Annotated in this window: 25 protein-coding genes and 2 pseudogenes; 16 read left to right on the forward strand and 11 right to left on the reverse strand. The window is 66.9% G+C overall.

Annotated elements, in window-relative coordinates; genetic code table 11:
• Positions 1–87 precede the first annotated feature (87 nt).
• Positions 88–3,195: an efflux RND transporter permease subunit gene (locus KUG43_RS15285; protein WP_216910471.1), complete on the reverse strand. Its 3,108-nt coding sequence runs from the start codon at positions 3,193–3,195 to the stop codon at positions 88–90.
• On the reverse strand, positions 3,195–4,376 hold the full coding sequence (locus KUG43_RS15290) for an efflux RND transporter periplasmic adaptor subunit (protein ID WP_286194854.1): 1,182 nt from the start codon (positions 4,374–4,376) through the stop codon (positions 3,195–3,197). Before KUG43_RS15290 ends, KUG43_RS15285 begins: the two co-directional genes overlap by 1 nt.
• Before the next feature lie 173 nt (positions 4,377–4,549).
• On the opposite strand from KUG43_RS15290, the gene KUG43_RS15295 reads away from it, so the two are divergent.
• Positions 4,550–5,101 carry a PadR family transcriptional regulator gene (locus tag KUG43_RS15295; RefSeq protein ID WP_216910473.1) on the forward strand — a complete coding sequence of 184 codons (552 nt, stop codon included), beginning with the start codon at positions 4,550–4,552 and terminating at the stop codon, positions 5,099–5,101.
• 24 nt (positions 5,102–5,125) lie between these two features.
• Here the strand turns inward: KUG43_RS15295 and KUG43_RS15300 are convergent, their stop codons facing one another.
• The gene (locus tag KUG43_RS15300) at positions 5,126–5,971 is read right to left on the reverse strand and encodes a hypothetical protein (protein WP_286194855.1); all 846 of its coding nucleotides are present in this window, start codon (positions 5,969–5,971) and stop codon (positions 5,126–5,128) included.
• Here KUG43_RS15300 and KUG43_RS15305 point away from each other — a divergent pair.
• A complete protein-coding gene (locus tag KUG43_RS15305; RefSeq protein WP_286194856.1) occupies positions 5,957–7,057 on the forward strand; it encodes a serine hydrolase domain-containing protein in 1,101 nt (366 codons plus the stop codon). The genes KUG43_RS15300 and KUG43_RS15305 overlap by 15 nt on opposite strands.
• Here the strand turns inward: KUG43_RS15305 and KUG43_RS15310 are convergent.
• Entirely contained in the window at positions 7,029–7,598 is a 570-nt protein-coding gene (locus tag KUG43_RS15310) for a hypothetical protein (protein ID WP_216910477.1), read from the reverse strand. The genes KUG43_RS15305 and KUG43_RS15310 overlap by 29 nt on opposite strands.
• A 125-nt stretch (positions 7,599–7,723) precedes the next feature.
• On the opposite strand from KUG43_RS15310, the gene KUG43_RS15315 reads away from it, so the two are divergent.
• The 3 genes from KUG43_RS15315 to KUG43_RS15325 all read left to right on the forward strand — a co-directional run bounded on the left by KUG43_RS15315 (position 7,724) and on the right by KUG43_RS15325 (position 11,686).
• A complete protein-coding gene (locus tag KUG43_RS15315) occupies positions 7,724–9,295 on the forward strand; it encodes an FAD-dependent monooxygenase (RefSeq protein WP_216910480.1) in 1,572 nt (523 codons plus the stop codon).
• A gap of 33 nt (positions 9,296–9,328) precedes the next feature.
• Entirely contained in the window at positions 9,329–9,910 is a 582-nt protein-coding gene (locus tag KUG43_RS15320; protein ID WP_216910482.1) for a Uma2 family endonuclease, read from the forward strand.
• A 102-nt stretch (positions 9,911–10,012) separates the two neighbouring features.
• Positions 10,013–11,686: a protein adenylyltransferase SelO gene (locus KUG43_RS15325; protein ID WP_353618053.1), complete on the forward strand. Its 1,674-nt coding sequence runs from the start codon at positions 10,013–10,015 to the stop codon at positions 11,684–11,686.
• A 6-nt stretch (positions 11,687–11,692) separates the two neighbouring features.
• Here KUG43_RS15325 and KUG43_RS15330 read toward each other — a convergent pair whose 3' ends face one another.
• Complete coding sequence (locus tag KUG43_RS15330) at positions 11,693–11,950, reverse strand: hypothetical protein (RefSeq protein ID WP_216910484.1); 258 nt, start codon at positions 11,948–11,950, stop codon at positions 11,693–11,695.
• Between the two features lie 12 nt (positions 11,951–11,962).
• Here KUG43_RS15330 and KUG43_RS15335 point away from each other — a divergent pair, with 12 nt between their 5' ends.
• Together KUG43_RS15335 and KUG43_RS15340 are read left to right on the forward strand one after the other, a co-directional pair.
• Complete coding sequence (locus tag KUG43_RS15335) at positions 11,963–12,223, forward strand: antitoxin (RefSeq protein ID WP_216910486.1); 261 nt, start codon at positions 11,963–11,965, stop codon at positions 12,221–12,223.
• The gene (locus KUG43_RS15340; RefSeq protein WP_286194857.1) at positions 12,223–12,621 is read left to right on the forward strand and encodes a type II toxin-antitoxin system VapC family toxin; all 399 of its coding nucleotides are present in this window, start codon (positions 12,223–12,225) and stop codon (positions 12,619–12,621) included. The genes KUG43_RS15335 and KUG43_RS15340 overlap by 1 nt, the downstream gene beginning before the upstream one ends.
• A 267-nt stretch (positions 12,622–12,888) precedes the next feature.
• Here the strand turns inward: KUG43_RS15340 and KUG43_RS17510 are convergent, their stop codons facing one another.
• The 5 genes and pseudogenes from KUG43_RS17510 to KUG43_RS15355 all read right to left on the reverse strand — a co-directional run bounded on the left by KUG43_RS17510 (position 12,889) and on the right by KUG43_RS15355 (position 14,131).
• Positions 12,889–13,152 (reverse strand): ParE family toxin-like protein, encoded by a 264-nt coding sequence (locus tag KUG43_RS17510; RefSeq protein ID WP_502988622.1) that lies wholly within the window; start codon positions 13,150–13,152, stop codon positions 12,889–12,891.
• On the reverse strand, positions 13,149–13,349 hold the full coding sequence (locus KUG43_RS15345) for a hypothetical protein (RefSeq protein WP_216910488.1): 201 nt from the start codon (positions 13,347–13,349) through the stop codon (positions 13,149–13,151). The genes KUG43_RS17510 and KUG43_RS15345 overlap by 4 nt, the downstream gene beginning before the upstream one ends.
• A gap of 64 nt (positions 13,350–13,413) precedes the next feature.
• A pseudogene (locus tag KUG43_RS17515) lies at positions 13,414–13,643 on the reverse strand (hypothetical protein); the annotation flags it as partial.
• Positions 13,644–13,810: 167 nt separating this feature from the next.
• A pseudogene (locus KUG43_RS17520) lies at positions 13,811–13,933 on the reverse strand (type II toxin-antitoxin system HicA family toxin); the annotation flags it as partial.
• Complete coding sequence (locus tag KUG43_RS15355; protein WP_216910492.1) at positions 13,934–14,131, reverse strand: type II toxin-antitoxin system HicB family antitoxin; 198 nt, start codon at positions 14,129–14,131, stop codon at positions 13,934–13,936. It lies immediately after the preceding pseudogene.
• A 54-nt stretch (positions 14,132–14,185) separates the two neighbouring features.
• Between KUG43_RS15355 and KUG43_RS15360 the strand changes: the two genes are divergently transcribed.
• The 5 genes from KUG43_RS15360 (at position 14,186) to KUG43_RS15380 (ending at position 15,829) form a co-directional block, all read left to right on the forward strand.
• Entirely contained in the window at positions 14,186–14,452 is a 267-nt protein-coding gene (locus tag KUG43_RS15360) for a hypothetical protein (RefSeq protein ID WP_216910494.1), read from the forward strand.
• Positions 14,453–14,483: 31 nt separating this feature from the next.
• Complete coding sequence (locus KUG43_RS15365) at positions 14,484–14,726, forward strand: hypothetical protein (protein ID WP_216910496.1); 243 nt, start codon at positions 14,484–14,486, stop codon at positions 14,724–14,726.
• Complete coding sequence (locus KUG43_RS15370) at positions 14,710–15,093, forward strand: putative toxin-antitoxin system toxin component, PIN family (protein ID WP_216910498.1); 384 nt, start codon at positions 14,710–14,712, stop codon at positions 15,091–15,093. Before KUG43_RS15365 ends, KUG43_RS15370 begins: the two co-directional genes overlap by 17 nt.
• A 158-nt stretch (positions 15,094–15,251) precedes the next feature.
• Positions 15,252–15,482: a DUF433 domain-containing protein gene (locus KUG43_RS15375; RefSeq protein ID WP_216910500.1), complete on the forward strand. Its 231-nt coding sequence runs from the start codon at positions 15,252–15,254 to the stop codon at positions 15,480–15,482.
• Positions 15,483–15,490: 8 nt separating this feature from the next.
• On the forward strand, positions 15,491–15,829 hold the full coding sequence (locus KUG43_RS15380) for a DUF5615 family PIN-like protein (RefSeq protein ID WP_216910503.1): 339 nt from the start codon (positions 15,491–15,493) through the stop codon (positions 15,827–15,829).
• Between the two features lie 28 nt (positions 15,830–15,857).
• Here KUG43_RS15380 and KUG43_RS15385 read toward each other — a convergent pair whose 3' ends face one another.
• Positions 15,858–19,004, reverse strand: coding sequence for a DEAD/DEAH box helicase (locus KUG43_RS15385; RefSeq protein WP_216910504.1), 3,147 nt, complete (start codon positions 19,002–19,004; stop codon positions 15,858–15,860).
• Positions 19,005–19,312: 308 nt separating this feature from the next.
• On the opposite strand from KUG43_RS15385, the gene KUG43_RS15390 reads away from it, so the two are divergent.
• From KUG43_RS15390 to KUG43_RS15405, 4 genes are all read left to right on the forward strand, one after another.
• On the forward strand, positions 19,313–19,543 hold the full coding sequence (locus KUG43_RS15390; RefSeq protein ID WP_216910506.1) for a type II toxin-antitoxin system RelE/ParE family toxin: 231 nt from the start codon (positions 19,313–19,315) through the stop codon (positions 19,541–19,543).
• Between the two features lie 71 nt (positions 19,544–19,614).
• Positions 19,615–19,923, forward strand: a complete 309-nt coding sequence (locus KUG43_RS15395; RefSeq protein WP_216910509.1) for an addiction module antidote protein — start codon at positions 19,615–19,617, stop codon at positions 19,921–19,923.
• Positions 19,924–20,070: 147 nt separating this feature from the next.
• On the forward strand, positions 20,071–20,853 hold the full coding sequence (locus KUG43_RS15400; RefSeq protein WP_216910510.1) for a hypothetical protein: 783 nt from the start codon (positions 20,071–20,073) through the stop codon (positions 20,851–20,853).
• Between the two features lie 111 nt (positions 20,854–20,964).
• Complete coding sequence (locus tag KUG43_RS15405) at positions 20,965–21,798, forward strand: hypothetical protein (RefSeq protein ID WP_216910513.1); 834 nt, start codon at positions 20,965–20,967, stop codon at positions 21,796–21,798.
• Positions 21,799–21,922: the final 124 nt, after the last annotated feature.

Genomic DNA, 21,922 nt, shown 5'->3' on the forward strand with positions numbered 1-21,922 from the left:
GCGGCGGGCCGCGGCGGCATCAACGCCGCTGCCGGGGTGCGGCCAGGACCAGGGCCAGCAGGAGCACCCGCACCCCAGGAAGACGCTTCATGCCGCAGGACTCGGAGGGTGACGCAGGGAAGTCTGGCCAGGCGCGGCTCTGGTGGCCCGTGCCAGCAGGCCGTGGGCGGCCGGCACGTAGTACAGGGCCAGGGCCGTGGCCCCCACCAGGCCGCCGGCCACCGCGATCGCCAGCGGCGGCCAGAAGCCGGAGGGATCGAGCATCAGGGGCAGGAAGCCGACCACGGTGGTGATCGTGGTGGCGAGCACATGGCGGGTGGCGTGCTCCACCACGGCGGCGGTGGCGGCAGGGTCGCCGCTGCGGGCCAGCGGATCGGCGCGGATGGCGGTGAGCACCACGATCGCGTCGTTCACCGCAAGCCCGATCAGCCCGAGGGTGCCGAGGATGGCGGTGAAGCCGAAGGGAGAGCCGCTGAGCCTCAGGGCCAGGGCCGCCAGCCCCACCGACAGCAGCGCCACCGACGCGATCAGGGCGGCCATCCGGAAGGAGCGGAAGGACAGCACCAGGGTGGCGGTCATCAGGATCGCCAGCACGCCCACGGTGGAGAGCAGGTTTCCGACCGCCTCGCCGCGGGCATCGGCCTCGCCGCCGTAGGCCAGGCTCACCCCGGCCGGCAGCTGCCAGCCCTCCTGCTCGAGCTGGCGGCGGAAGTCCCGCAGCACGGAATCGGGCAGCGCCCCCGCCGTCAGGAAGGCCTGCACCGTGTTGATCCGCTGCCCGTCGCGCCGTTCGATCGCGGCCAGCTCCGGCTCCAGCCGCAGCCCGGCCAGGGCCCCGAGGGGAATCGGTGCCTCGCTGCCGGGCGCCACCAGATCCAGCGAGGCCACCTGCTGGAGATCGCTGCGCTGGGCCTCGGCCACCCGCACCCGCACCGGCACGGTGGTGACCCCCTCCAGGATCGAACCGCCGACGCTGCCCTCAAGGCCGCCCTGGAGCTGGCGGGCGATGGCGCGGTTGTCGAGGCTGCTGCGGCGGGCCTGCTCCTCGTCCACCGCCAGGGCCAGGCGGGGCACGGCCTCGCTCAGGCTGGCGGCGGTGTGGGTCACCGGCTCCAGCTGGGCCAGGTGGCGGCGCAGCTCGTCGCCGCTGCGGCGTAGCTGCTCCAGATCAGCCCCCTCCAGCCGCAGCTCGATCGGCGCCTCGAAGGGGGGCCCCTGCTCCAGCTGCTTCACCAGGATCTGGGCCTCGGGGAACTCCTGATCCAGCGCCTGCTGGAGGGAGCGGATCGTCGTCCGCACCCCTTCGGCCCCGCGCAGTTGCACCAGGCCCTGGGCGTAGTGGGGGGCGTTCTCCTCGGAGGCGATCACGTTGTAGAAGAAGGCCGGCGCGCTCTCGCCGAGAAACCAGTGCACGTCGTCGACGTGGGGGTCCTGACGGATCCGCTGCCGCACCGCCATCGCCAGGGCCTCGGTGTGCCCCAGGGCGCTCTGCTGGGGCAGCCGCAGCTCGATCTGGAACTGGTCGCGGTTGGTGGGCGGGAAGAACTGCTGCTCGAGGCTGCCAAAGGCCAGAAACCCCAGCAGCGGCAGCACAAGGCAGAGGGCCACCCCCGGCCCGGGATGGTGCAGGGTCTGGAGCAGGGAGCGGCGGTAGGGGCGGTCGAGGAGGGCCGGGGTGATGCCCTGCTCCCACCAGCGCATGCCCGGCCCCAGGGGCTGCCAGGGCTTCAGCCGGGCGGTGAGGGCCGGGATCACCGTCAGCGAGAGGAACAGGGAGCTGGCCAGGGCCAGGATCACGGTGAGGCCGATGGTGCCGATGAATTCCCCGGTGGCCCCCGGTGAGGTGGCGATGGGCACAAAGGCCAGCACGGTGGTGAGGGTGGAGGCCAGCAGCGGCACCAGCAGGTACCGCACCGAGTGGCGCACCGCCGCGGAGGGGCTGTCGCCGGAGCGCAGCCGCTGCTGCACCTCGTCAACCACGACGATGGCGTTGTCGATCAGCAGCCCCAGGGCGATCACCAGGCCGGTGGCCGACATCTGGTGCAGGGGCACCGCCAGCACCCGCATCCAGCCGAACACCATCAGGGCGGAGAGGGGCAGGGCCACCCCCACCACCAGGGCGGCCCGGCCGCCGAGCATCAGCACCGACACGGCCACCACCAGCAGCGAGCCGGTGATCAAGTTGCCGATCACGCCGTCGAGACGCTCCTGGACGTAGCGGCTCTGGTCGAGCACGGTGTGCAGCCCCAGGCCCTCGGGCAGGGTGGCGCGCACCGCGTCGAGCTGGGCACGGGCCTGGCGGGCCCAGAGGTCGACCCGGGCACTGGAGGCCACCGTGGCCGACACCACCACGGCCGGTCGGCCCCGCACCAGGGCCAGGCGGGAGGCGGGTTGGCGCACCCCGCGGCTGACGGCGGCCACCTGCCCCAGGCGGGCGCCGGCACCGTCGGCGCCGGTCTGCAGGGGGATGGCGCGGATGCGCTCCAGGGAGTCGAGGGCGCCATCCACCTCCAGCAGCAGCTCGCTGCGGGGGCCCCGCACCTGGCCGGCGGCCTCCTTGGCGTCGCTGGCGGCGATCCGTTCGGCGAGCCCGCCTGGGGTGAGGCCGAGCCGGGCCAGCTCCCGGGCGCCGATCTCCACCCGGATCTCCTCCTCGGGTTCGCCGCTGAGTTCCACCCGGTCGGTGCCGGGGAGGGCGCGCAGGCGGCTGGCCAGGTCGTCGGCCAACCGGGTCAGCAGGCCCAGGTTGGGGGGGCTATCGAGCTCCCAGGTGAGGCCGACGATCAGGGCGCTGGCGCCGATGTTGCCGTCGCGGAACTCCGGGTCCGTTGCCTCCGGCGGCAGGTCGGGGGTGGCGTCGTCGATCTTGCTGCGCACCTTGCCCCACACCGGCGCCACCTGGCGGATCGACTCCTTGAGGCTCACGGCGATCACCGAGGTGCCGGTGGAGGAGGTGGAGTCGAGGTGGTCCACCTCCTCCAGCTCGAGCAGGGCCTCCTCGAGGGGTTCGGTCACGAGGGACTCGACCCGCTCCGGCGTGGCCCCCGGCAGGGCGGTGACCACCAGGGCGTTGCGCTGGGTGATCAGGGGGTCCTCCAGCCGCGGCAGGGTGACCAGGGCCGACAGCCCCCAGACCACCACCAGCAGCAGGGTGAGCAGCTGCAGCTGGCGGTTCCGGTGAAAGATGTCGAACATCAGGGCGCCTCCGTCACCCGGACCCCGGGCACGACGCGGTGGGTGCCGGCGGCGATCACCCGGTCGCCGGGGCGCAGGGTGCCGCGCACGAGGGAGCGGTCGCCCTCGGTGTGCAGGGGCTCCACCAGGCGCCGGGCCACCCGCCGCCCCCGTTCTGGCGCGGCGTCGGCCGGCACCAGCACATAGACCGACCAGAGGCCCCGTTCGGCGGCCACCAGGGCGGTGGTGGGCAGCCAGAAGCCGGCGCCCATCTCGGTGCGCCGCAGGCTGAGGCGGGCCGTGGCCCCCACCGGCAGATCCTCGGCCGGCAGCCTCAGCACCACAGTGGCGGTGCGGCTGCCGGCATCGAGTTCCGGCAGCAGGGCGCTGACGGTGGCCTGCAGGCGGCGATCGCCGACGCGCACGGGATGGCGCTGCCCCGGCCGCAGGTCCTGGGCGGCGTCGGGCGGCACCCCCACCCGCGCCTCCAGGGGGGCGGACTCCACCAGGGTGATCAGCGCCTGGCCGCCGCTCACCACCACGCCCTCATCGAGTCGCCGCCGGCTCACCGTGCCGTCGAAGGGGGCCACCAGCACGCTTCGGGCCAGGTCGACATCGATCTGGCGCAGGCGGGCCTCGGCCTCCTCGACCTGGCCTTCGGCCTGGACCAGACGGCTGCGCAGGGCGGCGCTGCCATGGATCTGCTGGTCGAGGTCCTCGCGGGAGATCGCCCCCTGGGCATGGAGCCGCCGGCGGCGGTCGCGCTGCAGTTCGGCCAGGGTGAGCTGCTGCCGCACCTCCTCAACGGCGGCCCGGGCGACATCCCGCTGGGCCAGCGACTGCTGGCGCTGGGCCCGGAGCCGGCGGCGGTCGAGGTGGGCCAACGGCTGGCCGGCCATCACCCGGTCCCCCTCCTCCACCAGCACCTGCTCGAGGGTGCCGGGGAGCTCGAAGCCGAGGCTGCTGCTGCGGCCGGCCACCACCTCGCCGGTGTAGTCGCGGCTGGTGAGGTAGCTGGTCACTGGCTGGGCGGTCACCACCGCCACCGGCAGGGGGCGCTGGACCTGGGGGCGGGGCTGGCGGGACACCGCCACGGCGATCGCGAGGCCGGCGGCGGCCGCAGCGATTGCGATCGGTGGCCCCCAGCGGGTCCGTCGCAGGGCGCTCAGCAGCGCTGGCGGCATCGCGGGGGCGGAATCCATGGGGGGACGGCGGCGGGACCCCCTCTGCCCGGCACAACCTGTGCCAGGCACAGAGCTATGCAACAGATTGGGTATGCGCCAAAGTGTATGCGCAACTTGTTTGGTAGGTCAATCGGGTCCGGCGGCGGCTGGGCCAGGATCGACTCCCCAGCCGCCGCGATCTCCTCCCTGCCATGGCCCTGGCGCACACGATCCTCACGGTGCTCTGCGAGAAGGACGCCAGCGGCTACGACATCAGCAAGCAGTTCGAGGAGACGATGGCCTGCTACTGGACCGCCAGCCAGCAGCAGATCTACCGGGAGCTGGCGCGGATCGAGGCGAACGGCTGGGTCCGCTGCCAGGTGGTGCCCCAGCAGGGACGGCCGGACCGCAAGGTGTACGCCATCACCGAGGCGGGCCGGCGGGAGCTCAGCCAGTGGGCCGCCGAGCCCTCGCTGCCCACCCCGATCCGCGAGGACCTGCTGGTCAAGGTGCTCGGCGGCCCCTACAGCGAGCCCGCCCAGCTGCTGGCGGAGGTGCGCCGCCGCCGCGCCGTCCATGCCGGCCAGCTCGCCTCCTATCGGGAGAAGGAGGCCCTGTTCCGCAGCCACCCAGCCCTGCCGCTGCAGGAGCAGTACCGCTACCTCACCCTGCGCCGGGGCATCCTGTTCGAGCAGGAATGGATCCGCTGGTGCGATGAGGTGATCGCTTTTCTGGAGGGGCAGCCACTGGATCGCGACGGCTGACGGCGGGGAAGCTGCTGCTCCGGCTCAAGGGCTGGCCGGCTCAAGGACGCGATGGGAGGGAATCGGATCGAGGGCCATCAGGCGACGTTCCACGGCGGATCCATTCGCCTGCCACCAGGCCGCCATGGCGTCCCCCGCCTTCGGGCCATGGATGCGGTGGCTGACGATCACGGCGGTGCCGTGGCCGTCAGTCTGGCGCCAGCGGGCGAAGACGGCTTCGCTGAAGGCGCGGGTGGGGAAGAGGGCCACGACCAGGTGCTCGGCGGGGCGGTCGGCGGTGCGGGGAATGGAAGCCGTGCGCAGCACCGTGGCCCCGTGGCGCCGGTAGTTGGCGAGGGCCCGGTTGGCCACCTCGGCCAGCCCTTCCCCATCACGCACCCCGGAGTAGGTGTTGATGGTGACCATGTCCGTCCAGCGACTCAGGTCGTCCTGGCCCGCCGGGGTGAACTCGTGCTGGTGCTGGGACGACCAGCGCAGCCGGTAGGTCTGACCGGAAAAGTCCAGCGTCACCGGGGCCGCCGGGGGGCCGGCTGCCGCGGGCGTGCCGATCACAGCGCTCAGCGCACCAACCACCAGCAGCGGGGCGGCCCAGCGACGCAGGCCATGGGGGCTGGACATGGCATGTCGCAATCGGGGGCAGGGTAGGAAGCTCACCGGGATCGGCAGGCGCCAGGGCGCGTAGCGTTGCCGCTTGCTGCCCGAACCGGTGTGGATCGTCGCTGGTTCGCCCCACAGGCACGACGGGTCCTCGGTGCTCTCCTGGCGGGTTGCCTGGGCGGAGCGGCCCCCGTCCAGGCCGGGACCGCCGAGGGCGTCCCGCCGGCGGCCGGCATCCTGCGGATCGTTCGCCAGCGCATGGCCGACGACCATCTGAGGGCGGTGATCGTGCGGGTGACGATCGACGGCAAGGAAGTGGTCACCGAGGCGATGGGCGAATCCCTGACGGGGGTGCCCGCGACGGAGGACATGCACGTCCGCAACGGTGCGATCGCCATCTCCTACGTGGCGACGTTGCTGCTGCAACTGGTCGACGAGAACAGGGTGAGCCTCGACGACAAGCTCGCCAGGTGGCTGCCGGAGATCCCGAATGCGGAGCGGGTCACGCTCGGTCAGCTCGCCCGGATGACCTCCGGCTACCGCGACTACGTGATCGGCAATGCCGCGTTCGAAAAGACCCTGCTCGAGAACCCGTTCCGGCAGTTCTCCGTGCAGGACCTGCTCGCCTACGCGGACCTGAAGACGCTCTGGTACGAGCCCGGCACGAGCTGGAACTACGCCCACACGAACTACGTCCTGCTGGGCCTGGCGCTGGAGCGCATCACGGGGCAGACGATGCCCGTGCTGATGCAGGAGCGGATCTTCGGGCCCCTGAAGCTCCGCAACACGCGGGACCCCGGCGGCACCCCCGCGATCGCGCCGCCGGTGCTGCACGCCTTCTCGTCGGAACGGCGCCAGAGCCTCGGCATCCCGGCGGGGACGCGCTTCTACGAGGAGTCGACCTTCTGGAACCCGTCGTGGACGATCACCCGCGGCGCTGTGCAGTTCACCACCATCCACGACATGGCCACCTCCGCCGAGGCGATCGGAACGGGCCGGTTGTTGTCGCCGCAGAGCCACAGGCTGCAGATCGCTCCGACGCTGCGGGGCTTTGGCCGGCCGATCGAGGGCTGTGCGACCTGCGCCACCCTCAGCGACGTCTACACCTATGGCATCGGGATCGTGCTCTCGGGCCCCTGGCTGCTGCAGAACCCGCTGTTTTCCGGGCAGGCCGGGGTGATGGCCTACCTGCCGTCACGGAAGATCGCGGTGGCGGTGGCGGTCACCTTCGACGAAGAGGCCTTTGATGCCAGCGGTGTCTACTGCAATGCCGCCGATGACATCTTCCGCGCGATCGGGGCCTATCTGGCGCCGCAGGACGCCCCGCCCGTCAGGGCCCCTGCCAGAGAAAGGTGTTGAAGGATCTCTCACCCAGCTGGCTGCGGTACTTGAGGGTGTTCTCGCTGGAGAGACTCACCACGGCGCCGAGCCGGTCGGCCAGCTTGATGCACTGCTGGAACTGCGGGGCGCTGTAGCACTGCACATCCAGCTGGTTGCAGCCCGCCGTGGGGAGAAGACTGGCCTGGAACGGTTGGATGCTGCAGAAGATGGGTTTGGGGTACAGCCGACGCAGCAGATAGAAGTCCTCCAAGGAGTAGTTGGCGAAGAAGTGGTCGTCCACCTGGATCGCGTCGCCATGGCGGGCTTCGGCCACCAGTTGGTCGATTCGCAGCCCCCGGTACTGGGGCGACTGCACCCACACCACCGGCAGCAGACCCTGGCGCCGGGCCGCCTGGGCCGCCTCCTGCTGCATCGCCTCCGACACCTTGCGGACATCGAGGAACACCACCTTGAAGTCGCTGCCCCGGATGTCGGCCATCACCCCGTTCAGCGACTGCCGGGAGGTGTAGTACCAGATCTGGGGCTGCGACAGCCAGGTGCCGTTGGGGGCCGCCTGCACCGCTGCGGCGCCCAGGGTCAGGCCCCCGGCCAGGGCGGCGGCCAGAGAGCGGAATGGGTTGGCCAGAGCGGAGTCCCTGGGATCGGTTTAGTGTGCCCCCCGGCGGTTCAACCCGCTTGCGTGCCATGCCGTCATCCCTTCCCCGCCAGACCTGCGTGCTCGTGGTGGGGGCGGGTCCCACCGGCCTGCTGCTGGCGGGGGAACTGCAGCGCCGCGGCGTTCCCAACCTGCTGATCGACGCCCGCGCCGAAGCCCTGCACTGGGACCGGGCCACGGTGATCCACCCCCTCTCCCTGGAGATCTTCGAGGCGCTGGGGCTGGTGGACCGGTTTCTCGAGGCCGGCTGCCGGCAGCGCAGGATCCTGATCCACGCCGATGGCCAGCGGCTGGGGGAACTGGATCTGGCCGAGTGCGGCAGCCGCTTCGGCTTCAACCTCGGCCTCTCCGAAGAAGTGACCGAAACCATCCTCACGGACCACCTCGAGGGCCAGGGGGGCACGGTGCACCGCTCCTGCCGGCTGGTGGGTCTGGAGTCACACGGTGACGGGGTGACCGCCACGGTGGTCTCTGGCGACGGGGTGGAGCAAACCGTGCAGGCCCGCTGGCTGGTGGGCTGCGACGGCATGCGCAGCACCACCCGGGCGCTGAGCGGCCTGGACTTCGAAGGCCATGGCATCAGCCGCCCCTGGGCCGTGTTCGATGCGGCGGTGGAGGGCTGGGCCGACAGCCACGAGGTCAACGCGGCGTATCTGGACGCCTCGCCCCTGATCCTCACGGCCCTGCCCGAGGGCCGCTGGCGGGTGTACCTGCGGCCCACCGTCGAGGAGGGCGATCTGGTGGCCGAGGCCGCCGCCGTGCTGGGGCGCTACCTGCCGCAGGCCCGCTTCAGCGCCGTGGAGAACCCCAGCCGTTTCCACTGCCACAGCAGGGTGGCCAGCGCCTTCCGCGCCGGGCCCGTGTTCCTGGCCGGCGATGCCGCCCATGTCTGCTCCCCGGCCGAGGGGCACGGCATGAACTGCGGGCTGCATGATGCCGCCAACCTGGCCTGGAAGCTGGCCCTGGTGCACCAGGGGGCCGCAGACCCGGTCCTGCTGGACAGCTACGAGCAGGAGCGGCGTCCGGTGGCCCAGCAGATCTGCCGCTCGGGCGACGCCACCGAGCAGGCCCACGGGCTGCAGGAGCGCGCTGAGCGCGCCGCACGCGACCGGGCGATCGCCGCCATGCTGGCCAACCCGGTGGCCCGCCAGCAGGAGGTGGTGGCGGAAACCGAGATGAACGTCAGCTACGCCGGCTCGGCGATCATCGGCGGTGGCGAGGGCCAGCCCTTTGCTGCCGGACAGCGCCTGCCCACCACGATCGCGCTGCCGCCCGGGGCCGGTGCGTCCCTGCTGCACGCGCTCAGCCACCGCTGCGGCCACACGCTGCTGCTGCTGGCCGGCCCGGAAGCGCCTCCGGAGGCCCTCGCCGGCCTGCAGGCCGACCTGGAGGCCGACAGGGCCGCCGGCTCGGTGCCGCCGGCGCTGGTGGAGGCGGTGGTGGCCGTGCGGCTGGAGGAAGCGGCCAGCCTGGGCCTGGGGCCCCTCACCCTGCTGGCGGTGCGGCCGGACGGCTTCATCGGCCTAAGGGCCGACGTGGATCACCGCAGCGCGGTGCGTCGGTATGGGGGGCTGGTGATGGGACGCCTGAACCCTGCCTAGGATCCAATCAACTGTGTGCGCCTCCGCAGGGCCATGCTTACCCTGCCCCGCCAACTCAGCCAAGCGCTGCGGCTCACGCCGGCCCAGTTCGCCGAACTCTGTGCGGCCAATCCGGAAGCGGTGCTGGAGCTGGCGGCTGACGGGCGTTTGATCGAGATGACCCCTGCAGGCGGCGAAACCGGCCGGCGCAACAACCAGCTGGCTGTTCAGCTGGGTCTGTGGGCCCGCACCCAGCCCGGTTGGTGCGTGTTCGACAGCTCCACCGGTTTCCTGCTGCCGGATGGCTCCGTGCTGAGTCCGGATGCCAGCGCGGTGCGGCTGGAACGCTGGCAGGCCCTCTCCAGCGAAGCGCGCCAGGGTTTTCCGCCCCTCTGCCCGGATCTGGTGGTGGAGCTGGCCAGCCCATCCGACCGGCTGCCTGACCTGCGCCGCAAGATGGCGACCTACCAGGCGAATGGGGCCCGGCTGGGCTGGCTGCTGTTGCCCGAAACCCGTGGCGTGGAGGTTTGGCACGCCAGTGGCGAACCGCAGCGGCTGGAGGGCCTGGCGGTGCTGGAAGGGGAGCCGGAACTCCAGGGGCTGCGGCTGGATCTGGCGGAGCTCTGGGACGGCTGACGGGTGATCCGTCACCGTGCGGGCGCTGCTCGCCAGGATGGTGACCTCAGCGTCAGTGAGAGACCCGTGCCGACAGCCATAGAGCAAGCAGTGCCGACAGCAGTGACAACCAGCACGTTTTCGGACTTTGCCCAGCGGGCCGACTACTCGCTGCTGGATTCCCTGCGGCCGGATCCCCAGGCCACTGGCGATGGTCAGGATCACAGGCCCCGCCAGGTGTTCTCGGGGCATTACGTGCCGGTGATTCCAACCCCGCTGCCGGCGCCGGAGCTCGTGGCGCACAGCCGCACCCTCTTCCATGAGCTGGGCCTGGGCGATGGGCTGGCCCATGAGGAAGCTTTCCGCCGGCTGTTCTCCGGCGACATCAGCGTGGCCACAGCGCCCATGCGCCCGTATGGCTGGGCCACCGGCTATGCCCTCTCGATCTACGGCAGCGAATACATCCAGCAGTGCCCGTTCGGCACCGGCAACGGCTACGGCGATGGCCGGGCCATTTCCGTGTTCGAAGGCGTCTTTGGCGGCCGGCGCTGGGAAATGCAACTCAAGGGCGGCGGCCCGACGCCCTACTGCCGCGGCGCCGATGGCCGCGCCGTGCTGCGCTCCAGCGTGCGCGAGTTTCTGGCGCAGGAGTTCATGCACGCCCTGGGGGTGCCCACCTCCCGCTCGCTGACGCTCTATGTCTCGCGATCGGAAACCGTGCGCCGGCCCTGGTATTCGCCGAACTCCCGCTCGTTCGATCCCGACATCCTGGTGGACAACCCGGCGGCGATCACCACCCGGGTGGCCCCGTCCTTTCTTCGGGTCGGCCAGCTGGAGCTGTTCGCCCGCCGCGCCCGCAGCGCTGCCCATCCGGAGGCGCGCAACGAGCTGCGGATGATCGTGGCGCACCTGATCGAGCGCAACTACCGCCAGGAGATCGATCCGGCCCTGGACTTCGTTGATCAGGTGGTGGAACTGGCGCGGTTGTTCCGCGGACGGCTCACGTCTCTGGTGGCGAACTGGATGCGGGTGGGCTACTGCCAGGGCAATTTCAACAGCGACAACTGCGCGGCGGGGGGGTACACCCTCGACTACGGCCCCTTCGGCTTCTGCGAACTGTTCGATCCCCGCTTCCAGCCCTGGACCGGCGGCGGCCAGCATTTCTCCTTCTTCAACCAACCGGTGGCCGCCGAAGCCAACTTCCAGATGGTCTGGGCCTCTCTCCGGCCCCTGCTCGAGGGCAACCCAGAGGCGCTGGCGAGGCTGGATGAGATCCGCGACGGCTTCGCGGAAGCGATGGGCCAGGAGCTCGAGGCGATGTGGGCCAGCAAGCTCGGCCTGATCCACTACGACGCCGAGTTGGTGCAGGACCTGCTGCAGTTGATGGTGGCCTCCAAGGCCGACTACACGATCTTCTTTCGCAGGCTGTCTGACATCCCCGAGCACGTCTCGGCCCTGCAGGAGAGCTTCTACATGCCCTGCTCAGAGGAGCTCGATGCCCAATGGACGCAGTGGCTGCAACGCTGGCGGCATGAGGTGACGGGCAGTGGCGACCTGAGCGCGACATCGGCAGCGATGAAGCACGTGAATCCCGCGGTCAGCTGGCGCGAATGGCTGATCGCCCCGGCCTACGAACAGGCGGCGCAGGGTGATTACGACCTGGTCAGGGAACTGCAGGAGGTGTTCCGCCATCCCTACGACGCCCTGCCGCCGGAGCTGGCGGCGACCTATGACCGAATGAGGCCCAGGGAATTCTTCAACGCCGGAGGGGTGTCGCACTACAGCTGTTCGTCCTGAGCTGTCTCAGGCCTCGATCAACCACAGGGCCTCGCGGCCACGAGCAACGCCTTCGCAGCAGAGGCGGCAGTCAAAGCTCACCAGCCGGCCGCCGCGGTGCACCGCCAGCTCGTCGCGCAGGTGGTTCACGAGCTCCAGATCCACCGGTGCTCCCTTCCAAACCGGCAACGCCACGTTGAGGGGCGCCGCGGCAGAGCCGGCGCCGCGGATCCCGCAGCAGGCGGCATGGGAGCGCAGGCCTGGTCTAGACTTGATATCGATCAACTGTGGGGTGTCATGCGCGCCAAGTTGTTCCGCAACGGCCGCAGCCAGGCGGTGCGGCTGCCGGCCGAGTTCCGCTTTGAGGGCACAGAGGTGGAGGTGCATCGCGATCCCGAGAGTGGCGCTGTGGTGCTCACACCGGTGCGGCCATCGGCCCGCGCCCTGCTGGATCAAAGGGATGACCTGCTGCAGGAGCCTGGGTTCCACGCCGAGCTGGAAGCGTTTTTCGAGGGGTTGCGCGACACGCGCCCTGCGGAACCGGTGGAGTTCCTCTGATGGCTGCGGCAAAGGGGAGGCTGATGCTCGACACCAACGCCGTGAACGCCTTTCTGAAAGGCCTGTCGCCGTGCCTGGATACCTGGGTGTGTGAGCAACGCTGTTGCCTGTCGTCGATCGTGGTGGCGGAGATCCGTTACGGCCTGGAGAAGCTGCCGCCAACGTCGCGGCTGCAAGCGCTGGTGGAGAACACTCTCAAGACCCTGGAGATCCTGCCCTGGTCGGAAACCTGCGCCAGGGTGTATGGCCGGCTGCGGGCCGATCTCGATCGCAACGGGAAGCCGTTGGCGGCGATGGATCTGCTGATCGCCAGCCATGCCCTCAGCGAAGGTTGCGCCCTGGTGACGGCGGATCAGGCCTTCACCAATGTGGCCGATCTGCACCTGGAGGCCTGGTAATGGCCAGCAGGCAGGGGTTGGCCAGGTGCCTTCCCACTTGGCGTTGTGCCCCCCCTCACACCGCCAACGCCATTACCGGCAGCCACATCGACGGGATCTGCCGCTCCAGCCGCCAGCGGATCGCCATGGCTCTCCCCTTCGTGGCTTTCATACGTGGCAAACCCCAGGCAAACAAATGGCTCGGTGACCTTGCCCTACCTGCCCCGTGTTACTGAGCAGAAGCCGGCGACGACGCGCACGAACAGCAGCACTCGGATGCAGCGGTGTTCAGCCGCCGACCAACCGGTCGTACTCGGCATGACTACCGATCCAGAACCAATGAACGCCGGCATCGGTCGGCAGGCCCAGGGCTCGGTAGTGGAGACCAACTCTCACGCTGTGGAGCCTGCGACCGGCCAGAAGCTTGAACTGGAGTGACGGATGGGAGGAATCAGCCTTCAGAAGGGCAAAGTTCTTATCGGCGAGAGCCTGGACTTGCGGAGGTAAAGATTGATAGCAGCGCCAGAATCTGAGCGATGCTGTGTGTTTCACAACGAACGGTGTGGCTGGTTGCGGTAGTCGTCTTCTGCCTCCGCCAGGAGAGCATCGAGCTTGCCGTCAGCGATGTCGGTCTCAAGCTGGCGGTCCCACGCCGCAGCATCGAATGCAGCAAACCAGCGTCTGAACTCCGCCAGGGCCCCAGGGTCAAGGGCTTCGACGGCCTCCTCAAGTGATTTCACATCGGCCATGCCCGTCTGCCCGATCCACTGATCACCAGTTTGCCTCGAACCGCTCGCCGTCGCTCGCACCCCCTCAAACCGCCAATGCCATCACCGGTACGAATACCGCCGGAATCGCCCGCTCCAGCCGCCAGCGGATCGCCATCGGCCGCTTCCCTCGTGGCTCTCCCAGTGGAACAGGGAGGGGCCGAGGGCCAGGTCGCGGTAGCGGGTGGTGAGTGAGAAGAGGGCTTCGCTTATGCGCAGGGTGATGAACAGCAGGTCTGTGGCGGTGGGCTGGTGCTAGAGCACGCCTTCGCGGTGGCGGCCGTGCGCGCCCATGGCCTTGTGGTCGTGGCCGCAGGGGGGAGGACACCGCTGAGGCGCTCCTCTTCGGCCATCAGAGCAGCTGGCGGAACTGCTGAGGCGTTCAGACCTGCATCACGGGCGATCGCGCCCATGGTGATGGCGTTGATCGGGTCGTGGCGCGGAATCACGAGGCGCCGCTCACCATTGCTCAGGATCAGATGACCGGATTCGCGGACGATCCGATACCCCAGCTTGAGAAACACTCTTACGGCTTCCTTCTGACTGATCCCCGGCAGACGCGGCATTTAAAACGCCAGTTCCAGTGTCTCCACACTGCGCACGCCACCCTCCTCAGCTTCCACTTCCAGCCAGAGGGCAATCGCTTCGCGGATGTTCGCCAGTGCTTCGTCCCGGCTGGATCCCTGGGAGTGGCAGCCCGGCAGGTCAAGACAGCTCACCGACCAGCCTTCTTCCGTTTCCAGCAGCCGGATGCGGTAGCTCATGTCGGTCTCACTCCCTGTCCTGCGTTCAGGCTAAGCGGCATGGGCCAAGCCTCTGTGACGAAGCTCCCCAACCCCTCTCAAACCGCCAACGCCATCACCGGAACGAACGCCGCCGGAATCGCCTTGTGCGGCCGCCAGCGAACAGCGCCCGAGGCTGAGGCATTCCGCCAGCAACTGGGGCCGCCGACTGGGCAGCGACTCGCGCAGGTTGGCCAGCACCCGCTCGCTGGTCACACGACCAAGCTGCAGCCTGCAGACAGCGAGGTGAAGGCACTGACTGCGGCGGTGCTGGTGGTGCCTTTGGGTGGAGATGCCGGCTAGCCTCAAACCCATTCATGGTTGGGGCGCACCCTTGACCACCATCGAGATCACCCTCCCTGATGCGCTGGCGGCGGAAGCCAGCGGAGCTGGTCTGCTGGCGCCAGAAGCGATCGAGCGCCTGCTGCGAGACAAGCTGGCCTCAGACCGCATTGTCCGTCTGCAAGACGCCAGGGCTGCTCTTGCTGCTGACCCGCCGGAGGTGCTGACCCGGCAAGAGATCAACCAGCAGATCAGCGCGTACCGCAAGGGTCAGCGGCTTGCGGCTGGTTCTTGATACCAACACGGCCATCTCCGGCCTGATCTGGCAGGGAGTTCCCGGGCAGCTCATCGATGCAGCCGTCCTGGGGCGGGTTCAGTTGATCAGCACCGTTCCTATGCTCGCCGAGTTGGAAGGTGTGCTGCAGCGCACGAAGTTCAGGGAACCGATCCAGCGTCTTGGCGTGGCGGTTGCCGATCTGTTTGATGGCTATGCCGCTCTCGTGGAGCGCGTGGAACCTGCTGATCTGGGAGGCCCCGTCAGCCGGGATCAGGACGACGATGACGACCTGCTGGCCTTGGGCAGCCATCAGGGGATTGCGATTGTCGTTGCCCACGATGCGATGAGGATTCTTCGGGAATCAGGGGGATCTACGGCACGTTGAGCCGCAGGGCTCTCCCCCCTCACACCGCCAACTCCGGAACGAACGCCGCGGGAATCGGCGGCTGCGACCGCCAACGAATCGCCATCGGCCGCTCGTTCTCGTTGATGGTGACCCTTGGATTCGCCTATCCTTGAGAGAAATCGCTGGATGGATCTACGGTGACAGCAGCAATTCCTCTGATCACCTGCACGCCGGGAATCCGAAGCGGCAAACCCTGCATTGCTGGCACCCGCATCAGTGTTTCGGATGTGTTGGAGTACCTGGCCAGCGGCATGAGTCAGGAGGAAATCCTGGCCGATTTTCCTGATCTGCGGGTGGAGCATCTTCAGGCTGTCTTGAGTTATGCGGCAGATCGTGAAAAGCGACTGAGTGACCTTACGACCGCCTGATTGCTCCGATGGCTGGGCCCCTACTGTTTGATGAAAATCTCAGTCCCCGTCTGGCATCTGCAATGGCTGGCTCCTTTCCAGGCAGCATCCACATTCGCGATGTAGGCCTCAAGGGTGCAACGGATCTTGAAATCTGGAGCTTTGCTCAGCAGCGTGGGTACACCATCGTCACGAAGGATGATGACTTTCGTGGACTGAGCCTTTTAAGGGGTGCACCACCCAAGGTGCTGTGGCTGGTTGTGGGCAACACCAGCACTCAAAATATGTCAAGGATTCTGTTGACCGGGCGGGATGTGATCGTGGCGTTCATCAAGGAACCCAACACTTCACTACTGACGTTGCGCTGAGGCTGAGCAGCATCTTCGACTCACCCCCTCACACCGCCAACGCCAACTCCGGCACGAACGCCGCCGGTATCGCCCGCTGCAACCGCCAGCGAATCGCCATCGGCCGCTCCCCCTCGTGGCTCACGTAATCCGCGAACCCCAGACACAGAAACGGCAGCGTCACCCCGCCGCGCTTGCTTTCCTCCCGCACGAACAGCATCACCCGGCTGCCACGCTCGGCGTGGTGGATGTAGCGCTGGCCCGTGGGTGAGGCTTGCCGAGTGTTGCTCTGGCTCTCCCAGTGGAACTCCCACGGGGAGATGGCGTAGTCGTTGTAGCGGGTAGTGGGGGAGAACAAGCGTTCGGATTTCTTGAGGGTGATGAAGAAGACATCGCACTGAGTTGCCCGATCAAACAACACCCCCGACTGGCCGGTGGTTTGCTGGTTATCGGTGATCAACCCAAAAGCGGCGTAGATCTCGGCGCGGCTGTAGCGGGCGTGGAGAGCCAGGGGCACGGGTTGATCCCACACCAGTGGAGGGGCGAGGTGGTCGGTGCGCTCCAACAGGAGTGCGAACAGTTCGCGCAGCTCATCGAGAAAGGCTGGACAGGCCCAGAGACGATCCAGCGCGTCTTGCAGAGCAAGGCGATCCGGCGACGATCCCCAGAGCTGGAGCAGCAGCATGCGCCAACGCCGGCGGTCTGTTTCGCTCAGGTTCCGAACCTCAGGCGGCTGTCCATGGGCGAGGCCCTGCAGGAGGAACGAGAGGCGGTCGACGTCGTCCAGGTGGAGCAAACGCCCCACTCCCCGCCCCAGCCGCATTTCATCGTCGCTGGGCTCCCCTGAGGCCGCCCCGGCCAACCACCCCAACTCCCGCTGCAGCAACGCCCAGGAACCCGCCACCCTGTAAAACTCCCCCTGCTCCATCCCGAGCCCCTCCAGCAACCCCGCCAGCGAACAGCGCCCGAGGCGGCGGGCCTCGGCGAGCAGCTGGGGCCGGCGGCTGGGCAGCGACTCGCGCAGATTGGCCAGCACCCGCTGGCTCGACACCCGATCGAGCTGGAGGCTGCAGCCGGCCGGCAGGAAGGGAAAGCCTTCCTTGATCTGCTGCTCCAGCTGGTCGCGCGTGCCGCCGAGCAGGGCGCGGTAGCGCAGATCAAAGCGGAAGCTCCGGTGCGCCTGGCCGATGAAATCCAGCACAGTGAGGCAGCTTTTGCCCCGGCAGAGGCGCAAACCGCGGCCGAGCTGCTGCAGGAAAACGATCGCGCTCTCGGTGGGCCGCAGGAACAGCACCGTGTCGATCTCGGGGATGTCGAGGCCTTCGTTGAACAGATCCACGGCGAACAGGATCTGCAGCTCGCCGGCGCGCAGGCGGCGGATCTGCTCGGCGCGCTCGTCACGGGGGCTGGACGCATCCAGGGCGGCGGCGCGCAGGCCGGCGGCCACGAACTTGCGGGCCATCCAATGGGCGTGCTCCACGCTCACGCAGAAGCCCAGGGCCCGCATCGAATCCAGGTTGGTGATCTTGTCTGCCAGTTCGCGCAGGATCAGGCGCAAGCGGGCGTCGTCGGCGGTGTAGAGGTTGGACAGGGCTTCTGTGGCGTAGCCGTTGCGGCGCCACTCGATCCGCGACAGGTCGGTGCCGTCGTGGAGGCCGAAGTAGTGGAAGGGTGTCAGAAGGCCCTGCTCCAAGGCGCTCCAGAGGCGCAGCTCGGCGGCAATCCGGCCACTAAACCAATGGAGGATGTCCTCGCCGCCGGTGCGCTCGGGGGTGGCGGTGAGGCCCAGCAGCAGGACGGGCGCCAGGTGGCGCAGCCAGCGCTCGTAGCTGGCGGAGGCGGCGTGGTGGAACTCATCGACGATCACCACGTCGAACGTGTCCGGCGCCAGGTCCAGCGGATCCAGCCCAGCGAGCGACTGCACCGAGGCGAACACGTGGCGCCACTGGCTGGGGCGCTGGCCGTCCACCAGCAGTTCGCCGAAGGAGCCATCGCGCAGCACCTGGCGGAAGGTGGCGAGGCTCTGATGCAGGATTTCGCGCCGGTGGGCCACGAACAGCAGACTCGGGTGCCCCGGACCGCCCTGGCGGGCGTAATCGAGGGCGGCGATCACGGTTTTGCCCGTGCCGGTGGCGGCCACCACCAGGTTGCGCCAGCGGCCATGGAGGCTGCGCTCGGCGGCGAGCTTTTCGAGGATCTCCTGCTGGTAGGCGTAGGGGCGGATGTCGAAGAAGCTGAGCGGGGTGGCGTCAGCCGCCGAGTCGCCCGCCGACTCCTCGCGCACGGCCCGATCAAAGCGGCGTTGCTCCAGTTCGCTGGCCCGGTAGGGCTCGAACTCGCCCTCCTCCCAGTAGCTCTCAAAGGCGGCCTGGAACTTGGCGAGGATCCCCTCGTTGTCGTGGGCGGAGAGGCGCACGTTCCACTCCAGGCCGTCGTGCAAGGCGGCGGTGGAGAGGTTGGAGGAGCCGATGTAGGCGGTGGAGGCAGGGGCGGCGCCCGAGAGGCCAGGCCGATGGAACAGCCAGGCTTTGGCGTGCAAGCGGGTACGGCGGGTGTCGTAGCTGACGCGCACCTCGGCGCCATGGGCCACCAGCCAGTCGAGGGCGCGGCGATCGGTGGCGCCCAGGTAGACGGTGGTGAGCACCCGCAACGGACGGCGGGGCTGTGCCCGTAGATACCCATCCAGCGCCGGCTGAAGCAAGCGCAGGCCGCTCCACTTGATGAAGGCGCAGAGCAGGTCGATCCGCTGGGCGGAGGGGATTTCGTGGATCAGCGCCTGCCCCACCGACGGTTCGCCGCTGGCGTTCACCAGCAGGGTGCTGTCGGCCAGGGGGATGAGCGGGCGGATGGTGGCGGCCTGGCCGGGCAGGAGTGCCGTGGATCGGATCTCCGAGAGCAGCCGGGCGGAGGGGTGCAGAAGGTCGGCTTGGGAGATGGCGCGGGGTGCCTGGCTCTGGAGCAGGCCCACCAGCTGGTTCACCAGGGCCAGCTGGTGCTCAGGGGTGGAGCCACCGCTCAGGTGCTCCAGGGCAACGCGCGCCAGACCCGCGAGGTGCCGGGCCAACAGGCGCGGGGCTTCCTGGGGATCCAGACCGTCGGCGGCGAACAGGGTTTCCTGGAGTTGGCGCAGCTGTTGCTCCAGGCCCTCGGTGAGGAGTTGCTGGTAGAGGCCGGGGGGTGGGGCCTGGTCGGACATGGGAGACCCGCTTCCTGAACCGCTGTACTTTCCGTGGATCGCCAGCCAGGAAGGGGACTGGGCTGTGGCGATGTTATGCGGGTCCGGATAACGTGTCAGCCAGCATTGACGACCAAAGCCGGATGCTTGCTGCAGCGAGGGATTTGCTCAGTGAAGCAAAGATCCTTTAGTCGTCTTATGCCGAAGGAGGGATAGAAAGGGGTGGTTTATGCGGATCCGTCCAATCAGCGTTCGAAGGATGTGTCGTCCTTGATGGGAGCCAGCAAGGCAGCGTTGCGTGGCCGTAGCCGAGAGGCTACAGTTGGCTTATGGTTGAAGTCCGCCAGACAGAGCGGTTCGTCCAGTGGCTTGCGGATCTGCGTGATCTGAGGGCCAGGGCGAAGGTTCAGGCCAGGATCGAACGTCTTATCGGCGGCAATCCTGGTGACGTCAAACCCGTAGGGGCTGGCGTTTCGGAGCTGCGGATCAACTATGGCCCTGGATACAGGGTCTACTACCTGCAGAGGGGCTCCGCATTGATCATCCTGTTGGCTGGATGAGACAAGTCCTCACAAGTCAAGGACATCGATGAGGCCCTTCTGCTGGCAGATAACCTGACGGAGGAGATTTGATGAAAGTCAAGACCAGCCCCTACGACGTTGCCGAACAGCTACGAACTCCGGCAGAGATGGCGGCCTATCTGGAGGCCTGCATCGAGGAGGCGGATGGAGATGTTGCATTCATTGCCAAAGCCTTGGGTGACATCGCACGCGCCCAAGGGATGACCAAAGTGGCCAAGGATTCAGGACTATCCAGAGAGAGCCTCTATAAGGCATTATCGGGGGAGCGAAGCCCGAGCTTTGACACCATCCTCAAAGTCGTATCGGCACTGGGTCTGAAGCTGAGCGCCAGTGTGAGAAGTGAGGCGGAGGTGTCTTGAGCTCTGCTGAAGAGGCGAAGGTCAGCAATCGCTGCCTGTTGAGAAGGACACCTTCGAACAAGCCCCTGGAGTGGACAGGCCGCCAGCAATTCTGCTTCGATACCGATAACTCCTTGCCTGCCACTCAGGGGCAGCGTTAGGCATGCGATGAGCATCACCAGGCCGTACCGAAGAACTTGTCGCCAGTTCGCAGACGGGAGCTACTCCGAGGGCGGCCGGTGGATGTATTTATTGCATCCGAAGTACGCGAAAGACCCACGGCACTATGTGCGCGCCTTCCTACTCATCCAGCAGGACGTGCTCGAGCTCTTCTCTTATGTTGAGCCGAGCGATGCCAACCTTAGTACGTACTCGCACCGCATCCAGCAACTACTGATGCGATCGTGTGTCGAAATCGAGGCCAACTTCACTGCAATATTCCTCGACAACGAATACAGAAGGGCCACGTCAGGCCAGAACCTGAACATTGGCGACTACAAGCTGATTAATCTGTCTCACAGCCTTTCGGCATACCAAGTGCGAATCCCGGGGTGGAAGGGCGCAGCTGGAATCCGGCGTCCATTCGCGCCTTGGCTGTCGGATCACCCATTACCCTGGTACCAGGCGTACAACAAGTCGAAACATAACCGCCACGAGAACTTTCACTTGGCTACCTTCGACTCAATGATGGACGCCTTTTGTGGCTTGAACATCTTGCTTTCAGCTCAGTTTATGGGCGAAGAATACGGGCCAGGCAGCAAGTCTCTTTCGATCAGTGGGGCGTGCTACACGTACGAGGGCGATGACGGTATGGAGCCGTCCATTGGCGACATGCTTCGTATTAAGTTCCCTGAGGACTGGCCCGTTGAGGAGAGATATGAGTTCACGTGGCCTGCCATTTCGAGCCAAGATGACCCCTTCGAGAATTTTGATTACGCGGCTCATGCCTAACATCGCCATACACCTGAGCCGCCACCAAAGTGATTTTTCTGTGTCGCCCGGCTCACTGCGGCCAGGTGATGGCGAGCGTTAGATGCATAACTAAAATCAGTGACTAAAACGATGGAAAGCCTTCGCGAAGTTTGCGTCGAGAGAATTGCCACTGAAATCAATGATGCATTTGACGTGGAGTCAAATGCCATGAATGATGTTGACAGGAACGAGGATCTGCTTTCAAATAGACTGATCCATTCTATCCGCAACGCTTTGGGTCAGCCTTGCGGCCATCAAGGGGAGATTAATCGCAGGAGCAACCTCTACATGGCAGTTCAGGCGTACAAAGCCACGGGACGACTAGAGCAAGACCACGGTGATATTGCAATTGTTGTGACTGACTTAGATCATCGCATCACTGGAACGGGCTTTTACGAGGCCAAGGCTGAATCTCATGACGGCTTGTATCCATCATATAAAATGAGGCAGCTCAGGCGACTTGAGTCAAAAACTCCTCGCCTGGCTGTTGTTATGTACGAGAGACATGCAAAGCCTGTGAGCGACGATGCGTATTTTTGCTCGCTGCCCTATCTTGCGGCAAGAAAGATCACACCATTAAGGCATTGTCGAGTTCTTCCTGCATCTTGGGTTAGGCAGTTTCCCAGGCTTGAGGCTGCAGCGAGCCAAATACTGCCGACCTCTTTTGGACACCACTTTGTTACAAAGTACCTTCTGGGGCGAGATCTCGATTATTCACGGACTTCGGCAAACGCAATTGAACGCTGGGTTCGCGTAACAAGAAGAGCGGTTCCTGTTATCCTGGAAATTGTGATTTCTCGAAATCCAGACTGGCAATACACAGGTAATCCTGTACGAATCCTTCCTGGATCCATAGCAACAGATCTTCTATCCACTAGGCGTGAGCCACTTGCTCTTGAACCTCCCATTAATCCCAGCATCTAACATCAAGATACAGAAGACGGGAGCGGAGCTTGCTTTTGATGCTGAGGCTATCCCCCGCTTCTGATCTTGAGCGTTCGACAGACCAGAAAACAGACTTAAAAACTGATAAGTTTATACTGAAGTG

This window comes from Synechococcus sp. CCY 0621, from assembly GCF_019038465.1.
In the GTDB taxonomy this organism is placed as follows: Bacteria; Cyanobacteriota; Cyanobacteriia; order PCC-6307; family Cyanobiaceae; genus Cyanobium.